This is a genomic window from Mesorhizobium sp. WSM4819, assembly GCF_055811215.1.
Map to the genome: position 1 here is coordinate 1 of NZ_JBVVQO010000001.1, position 7,160 is coordinate 7,160.

At 62.4% G+C, this 7,160-nt stretch carries 6 protein-coding genes; all 6 read right to left on the reverse strand.

Translation table 11 applies throughout. From position 1 onward, the window contains the following. Positions 1-105 precede the first annotated feature (105 nt). The 6 genes from AC0L18_RS00005 to AC0L18_RS00030 all read right to left on the reverse strand — a co-directional run bounded on the left by AC0L18_RS00005 (position 106) and on the right by AC0L18_RS00030 (position 7,027). A complete protein-coding gene (locus tag AC0L18_RS00005) occupies positions 106-1,293 on the reverse strand; it encodes a glycine C-acetyltransferase (RefSeq protein ID WP_473490426.1) in 1,188 nt (395 codons plus the stop codon). A 38-nt stretch (positions 1,294-1,331) separates the two neighbouring features. After that, the gene (locus AC0L18_RS00010; RefSeq protein ID WP_473490112.1) at positions 1,332-2,276 is read right to left on the reverse strand and encodes a homoserine kinase; all 945 of its coding nucleotides are present in this window, start codon (positions 2,274-2,276) and stop codon (positions 1,332-1,334) included. Between the two features lie 33 nt (positions 2,277-2,309). After that, positions 2,310-3,815 (reverse strand): threonine synthase, encoded by a 1,506-nt coding sequence (gene thrC / locus AC0L18_RS00015; protein ID WP_473490113.1) that lies wholly within the window; start codon positions 3,813-3,815, stop codon positions 2,310-2,312. Continuing rightward, on the reverse strand, positions 3,797-5,047 hold the full coding sequence (locus tag AC0L18_RS00020; RefSeq protein ID WP_473490427.1) for an NAD(P)/FAD-dependent oxidoreductase: 1,251 nt from the start codon (positions 5,045-5,047) through the stop codon (positions 3,797-3,799). Before AC0L18_RS00020 ends, thrC begins: the two co-directional genes overlap by 19 nt. A gap of 115 nt (positions 5,048-5,162) precedes the next feature. Beyond that, positions 5,163-6,041: an ABC transporter permease gene (locus tag AC0L18_RS00025; RefSeq protein WP_473490114.1), complete on the reverse strand. Its 879-nt coding sequence runs from the start codon at positions 6,039-6,041 to the stop codon at positions 5,163-5,165. A 35-nt stretch (positions 6,042-6,076) separates the two neighbouring features. Continuing rightward, positions 6,077-7,027: an ABC transporter permease gene (locus AC0L18_RS00030; RefSeq protein ID WP_473490115.1), complete on the reverse strand. Its 951-nt coding sequence runs from the start codon at positions 7,025-7,027 to the stop codon at positions 6,077-6,079. Positions 7,028-7,160 lie beyond the last annotated feature (133 nt).

Genomic DNA, 7,160 nt, shown 5'->3' on the forward strand with positions numbered 1-7,160 from the left:
CAGATGCCCGGCTCGGCCTTGGCCTTGACCAGCGCCTTCATCATGTTCGACATTCTTTTTTCCCTTGAAACTCTTGATCCGGAATCACTTTTCGCTTCCGGCCGTTCAGGAAATCACACCAAGTTCGCGCCCGACCGCGCCGAATGCCTCGACCGCACGGTCGATGTCGGCGCTGGAATGGGCGGCCGACATCTGCGTCCTGATGCGGGCCTGGCCCTTGGGCACGACGGGAAAGGAAAAACCGATCACGTAGATGCCGCGCTCAAGCAGCATGTCGGCCATTTGCGAAGCCAGCGAGGCATCGCCGATCATTACAGGAATGATCGGGTGGTCGGCTCCGGCCAGCGTGAAGCCCGCGCTTTCCATGTTGGCGCGGAAGCGCGAGGCGTTGTCGTAGATCCGGCGGCGCAAGCCGCCGCCCTGCTCGATCATATCCAGCACCTTCAGCGAGGCCCCGGCGATAGCCGGCATCAGCGTGTTGGAAAACAGATAGGGACGCGAGCGCTGGCGCAGCCATTCGACCACCGGCCTGCTCGCCGCCGTGTAGCCGCCCGAGGCGCCGCCCAATGCCTTGCCGAGCGTGCCGGTGATGATATCCACCCTGCCCTCGACGCCGCAATGCTCGGCCGAGCCGCGCCCGTTCTTGCCGACGAAGCCGACGGCATGGCTGTCGTCGACCATCACCATGGCATTGTACTTGTCGGCGAGATCGCAGACGCCCTTCAGATTGGCGATGATGCCGTCCATGGAAAATACACCATCGGTGGCGATCAGCTTGAAGCGGCTGCCTTCGGACTTCTTCAATTCCTCCTCGAGCGCCGCCATGTCGTTGTTGGCATAGCGAAAGCGTTTTGCTTTGGAGAGCCTGACGCCGTCGATGATCGAGGCGTGGTTCAGCGCGTCGGAAATGACCGCGTCCTCCTCGGAAAGCAGCGTCTCGAACAGACCGCCATTGGCGTCGAAGCAGGAACCGTAGAGGATTGTGTCCTCCATACCGAGGAAGCTCGATATCTTTGCCTCGAGCTGCTTGTGTTCCTCTTGTGTGCCGCAGATGAAGCGCACCGAGGCCATGCCGTAGCCGTATCGGTCGAGCGCGGCCTTCGCCGCTTCGCGCAGCTCTTCGCTGTCGGCGAGGCCGAGATAGTTGTTGGCGCAGAAATTGAGCAGCTTGCGGCCGCCAACCTCGATTTCGGACGACTGGGGCGAGGTGATGACGCGCTCGCGCTTGTACAGGCCCTCCGTCTCGATCTGCGAAAGCAGCTCGCCAACGTGGTCTTTGAGAGTCGGTGCCATCGTGCTTCCACTTCCATTGGTGATCTTCGCGGTCGTGCTCATGCGATTTCTCCCCGGAGCACGCGCAACATGCGCTCGAAGTGGCCTGGATCGTGTGCTTTGAGGAGCGCAGCTTCCCGGGGCTGGTACAGATCCCAGAGACGCGATAGCCAAAAACGAAATGCTCCAGCGCGCTGCATCGCAGGAAGCAATAAGCGTTCGGGTCCAGTGAGCGCGCGAACTGACTCATACGCGCCGAGAAAGGCGGCAGCTTGCTTAGTGTCTTGGCGGCCGGTGCCACAATCGACGCACCAGTCATTGAGGCACACGGCTATATCGAAAAGAAAGGTGTCGCATCCGGCGAAGTAGAAATCGAAGACGCCGGTCAGGTGACCACCTTCAAACAACACGTTGTCGCGAAAGAGATCAGCGTGCACCGGCCCGCTTGGGAGTTCCTCGTAGGTGGAGGACACGGCGATCTGGTTCTGAAAGGCCAGTTCGCTCGTGAGCAGCGAGCGCTGTCCCTCAGATACGCAGCGGCCGACCACCGGCACCACCTCGTTCCACCATTCGAGGCCGCGCGGATTGGCCTGTCGCCGTGGGTAATCGCTCGCGGTCACGTGCATTCGCGCCAGGATCTCCCCGACAGCGCGACAATGCGACTCTGTCGACGCCGTCACGCTCTCGCCAGGAAGCCTGTTGACGATCACGGCAGGCCGACCTTTCAGTGTGTGAAGGATTTCGCCTCTGACGTTGGCAACCGGATCCGGGACCGGCATTCGCCGCGCCGCAAGGTGCTTCATCAGGTGAAGGTAGAAGGGCAATTGCTCGAATGTGAGCCGCTCGAACAGGGTCAGCACATATTCGCCTGCCTCGGTGTCGACAAAGTAGTTCGTGTTCTCAATTCCGCTCGCGCTGCCGCGAACGGAGTTCGGCTGTCCCAGGCCCAGAGCCTGAAAGAAAGTTGCGACTTCGTTAGGTGACAACTCGGTATATACGGCCATGGCGAAAGAGGTCCCGGTCGTGGAAGCAGCCTTTCAGCAAGCCTGCAGCGTTTCAGCGATGTAGGTCTTCACGGTCTGTGCATCGGCGGAAAGCAGTTTGAACCGTCTCGGCAAACCCTCTATGCCATCGAACCGTTGCGGAGGAACTGGCTCTCGGCCCAGGGCCTCCCTGATGGTCTCCGCAAATTTGACCGGCAGGGCCGTCTCAAGCACGATCATGGGCACATCCGAAACCGAATGCTCGCGCGCGACCTTCACGCCGTCTGCAGTGTGTGGATCGATCAGCGCGTTGAAGCGGTGCCACGCGTCCCGGATCGTCTCCAACCGGTCGGCGTGGGTGCTCTTCCCGCTGCGGAAACCAAAATGGTCCGCCGCCTTCCCGAAGGCGGGATCCCCGCTGAGATCGAACGACCCGCTTTCGCGCAGTTGATCGTCGAACAGCGATCTCGTCCGGCTGGCGTCGCGACCGAGCAAGTCGAACACGAAACGCTCGAGATTGGAGGCCTTGGAAATGTCCATGGATGGGCTCGAGGTTTCATGGGTATCCGCCCGGCCCCGCACGCGATACACCCCGGTGCGGAAAAACTCATCGAGCACGTCGTTCTCGTTGGTCGCAATGACGAGACGGGATATGGGAAGGCCCATCATGCGCGCGACATGACCGGCGCAGACGTTGCCGAAATTGCCCGAGGGAACGGCGAAGTCGACTTCTGACGAATTCTCTTCCGTGACCTGAAAATAGGCAGAGAAGTAATACACCACTTGGGCGACCAGCCGGGCCCAGTTGATCGAATTGACGGCGCCGATCCGGTGGCGCCTCTTGAAGTCGGCATCGCCGGACACGGCTTTCACGATGTCCTGGCAATCGTCGAACACCCCTTCGATGGCAATGTTGTGAATGTTGTCGTCCTGCAGGCTGAACATCTGGGCTTGCTGGAAGGCGCTCATGCGTCCGTGGGGCGACATCATGAAGACGCGGATGCCCTTCTTGCCGCGCATGGCATATTCCGCCGCGCTGCCCGTGTCGCCACTGGTTGCCCCGAGGATATTCAGCTCCACACCCTGCCGCGCCAGTTCATACTCGAGCAAATTGCCGAGCAACTGCATCGCCATGTCCTTGAACGCCAGGGTGGGACCGTTCGACAGTTCCGCCACATGGAGACCGCTCTCAAGCGTTCGCACGGGCGCGATCCTGGCGGTCCCAAAAACCTCGGGCCTGTAGGTCTTTGCACAGATGGCCTTCAGGTCAGCGGGCGGAATATCGTCGATGTAGAGCGACAGGATTTCAAAGGCGAGCACCGGGTAGGACAAGCCCCGCCACCGATCCAGCGTGGCATCATCCAGCCGAGGGTAGACCTCAGGCACATAGAGGCCGCCATCCGGGGCGAGACCTTCAAGCAGAATCTCGCAAAACTTCCTGCGTTCGGGATGGCCGCGCGTGGAGATGTAGTGCATGTGATGCTGTTCCTTGTTGCCGCTATCGTTCGGCAAGGGTCGATAGACCGCCAACCGTTCGGTCTTCAGCGGCTGGCGCGCCACCAGGCGATACGGTCCTGCAGGGCGTAGCCCTTGATAACGGCCGGGATGAACCACGGATTGCCGCGATAGAACGGGACGGCCGCGGGCGGCCGAAAGTCGAACGCGGTGCGCGCCTGCTCGCCGTGCCCCATCAGCTTGTGAGCCGCACGTGTGCCGACCCATGGCGCCCAGACCACGCCCGAACCGCAGAATCCGGTGGCATAGACCACGCCGTCCTTCTCGAAGATCCTGGGCAGCATGTCACGGTGCATAGCCACATTGCCGAACCAGCTATGCGAAAGACGAACGTTCTCCAGTTCTGGGAAAATTTCGCCCAGCCCGTTGCGCAAACGCAGCGTCGGGGCTGCCGGATCGCCTGCACGCGAGCTGTCGCGCCCGCCGAGCAGAATGCGTCTGCCGTCCGGCGAAGGGCGGTAATAGAAGCCAAGCTCGCGGCCCTCACCCATCATCATCCGCTTCGGCATCAGGCGCGCCATCACCTCAGGCGCGAGTTCCTCGGTGGCAATGATCCGGCTGCGAACCGGCACCAGGCGGCGGCGCAGGAAGGGACTGGCGCCATCCGTGTAGCCATTTGTGCAGACCAGCACCTGGCGCGCCTGCACCGTTCCGGCCGAAGTGGCGACGCGGAACCCCGAGTCATCCCTTTCAATCGAGGTCACGGGAGTGTTCGAATGCACCGCCAGTCCCGAAGCGAGCGCCACCCGCAGGAGCTCCGCGTGGAACTTGGCCGGGTGCAGCCCGCCGATGTCCATCCTGACCATGCCGCCGCGATAGAAGTCGGTGCCGACGTAGTCGCGCTGCTTTGCGTATGGAACAGCGTAGGATTCGATCCCCAGTTTCCTTGCCAACGCCTCGGCGCCGCGGGCCATCTTCTCGTACTGTTCATATCCGATGGCGCCCTTGAACAGGCCAACCGGTTGAAAGTCGCAGTCGAGCTTTTCCGACTTGATGAAGTCGTAAAGGAATTCGCGCGCGACCTTGCCCTCGGCCTCGATCGCCATGGCTTTTTGTTCGCCGAAGCGCCGGGTGATCGTGGCGTAGTCCAGCCGGATGCTCCCGCTGGTAATTCCGCCATTGCGCGACGAGGCCCCCTCGCCCGGATTCATCGCATCAAAAGCTGCAACCGAGCGCCCCTCGCGCGCCAGCGCAAGCCCGGCCGAAAGCCCGGCATAGCCGGCGCCGACGATCGCCACATCGACTGTCCTCGCCAGGGGCTGCGGCGGCAGCGGCATGACGGGCGCCGCTTCCCACCAGTAGGGTGTGCTCTTGTTGGCGACTTTGGGCTCGTGCACGTGAGGGACTTCTCGTTGCGGTTTCAGGAGGCTGGGTCGGTCCATGCCGGCGAGGTCAGACACGGTCGTCCCGCACGTCGAGCGCATCGCGCAACCCGTCGCCGATGAAATTAAAGCTTGTCACGGCGATGGTGATGGCGGCGCCGGGAATGATCGCCAGCCAGGGCGCACTGTTCAGATACTGCTGGGCGCCCTCGAGCATGTTGCCCCAGCTCGGCAGCGGCGGCTGAATGCCATAACCCAGGAAACTGATATAGGCTTCCAGGAGAATAGCGTGCGCGACTGTCAGCGTCGCGGCCACGATGATCGGGCCCATGGCGTTGGGCAGGATCTCGCGGAACATGATATGCGCACCGCTAAGCCCCAGCATGCGGCCGGCCAGCACAAACTCGCGCTCGCGCAATGACCGCACCTCGGCCTCGACAATTCGAGCTACCTCCATCCAGCTGGTGACAGCGACGATGACGGTGACCATAGCCGGGCTCGGCTTGAGTGCCGCGGCCAAGGCAAGCAGCAGGAAGATGGAGGGGAATGACAGGAAGCCGTCGACCGTGCGCATCAGCGCTGCGCCGATCCAGCCGCCGCGGTAGCCCGCGATCACGCCGACGAGCGTTCCGATCATCGTCGACAGCAGCATGGCAAAGAAAGCCACCAGCAGTGAGGTCCTCCCCGCCATGAACAGTCGCGCCGCCACGTCCCGCCCCAAAGGATCGGTCCCAAGATAGTGGTCGCCCGTCAGCGGCGGTGCAAAGCGGGCGCGCAAATCGATGTATAGGGAATCATAGGGCAGGAGATGAGGGCCGAAGACGCATGCCAGCGTGAGAAGGGTGATCATTGCGACTCCCAGCAACGCCAGATGATGGCTGGTGAAACGGCGCACGGTGCGGCTGCGCCACCAGCGGCTTGGTCCTGCATTTGCGGCGAGAGCGGTCATTTCGAGTGCCTCCTGTAGGGTGTGAGGTTACGCGCTCAACCCAGACGAATACGCGGGTCGACGATCGCCACGGCAATATCTGCGATCAAGTTGCCCAAGATGACGAGAATGGCCGAGAACATCAGCAGTCCCATCACGACCGGGTAGTCGCTGTAGCCGAGGCTGTCCAGGAACAGTCGACCCATCCCCGGCCAGGTAAACACTGTCTCCGTCACCAGCGCGCCGGTCAGGATGCTGGGAAGCTGGACCCCAGCCAGTGTGATCATCGGCAAAAGCGCATTGCCGACGACGTGCTTCATTATGACTCGGCGCTCGCTCAGGCCCTTGGCGCGGGCGGTCTTGACAAAATCCTGGCTGATGGCGTCGAGCGTCGCCGATCGCATGTAGCGGCTCCAGATCGCGACATGCACCAGCGACAGCACGATGCTTGGCATGATCAGGTGATGCAGGTAGTTCAGGACCGAACCGTCGCCGATCGTGTACATGTTGCCTGCAGGCAGCCAGCCCAGCTGCAGGGAGAAGATGTAGATGCCGACGAGCCCGAACCAGAAGGTCGGGATCGACAGCGCGACCATGGCTCCGACCGTCGCCATATAGTCGAACAAAGAATAGCGGTGCGTGGCGCCACGAATGCCGATCCAGGTGCCGATGGCGATCGCAATCGCGGTGGACGTCCCCATCAGCAGCAGCGTCGCAGGGACGTGCCGGCCAATCACTGCCAGCACAGGCGCGCCGTCGCGGAAGGAGTGGCCCCAATCGCCCTGGAGAAGCCGCCAGGCCCAGTCGAAATATTGGATCAAAAGCGGACGGTTCAGGCCCAACTGCTCTTTCAGGCGCTCGAGATCGTCCTGCGTCATGCCGGGATCGAGCCCGAATTGGGCCAGCGGCCCGCCCGGCAGCAGGTTCAGGACGAGGAAGCCGATGACCGAGACGATCAGGAGCAGGATGAGGCTCTGTGAGAGCCGGTTGAGCAGGAAGCCGCGCATTTCAACTCTCCTCTTTCAAGACAGCACCGGTGACTGGCCGGGGGGGGGGCGGCGGGGGGGGGGGGGGGGGTTTGTGGGGGGCCCTAGCAACACCGGCGGGGGGCGGGGCGGCGCGCGGGGGGGGGGTTTTTTT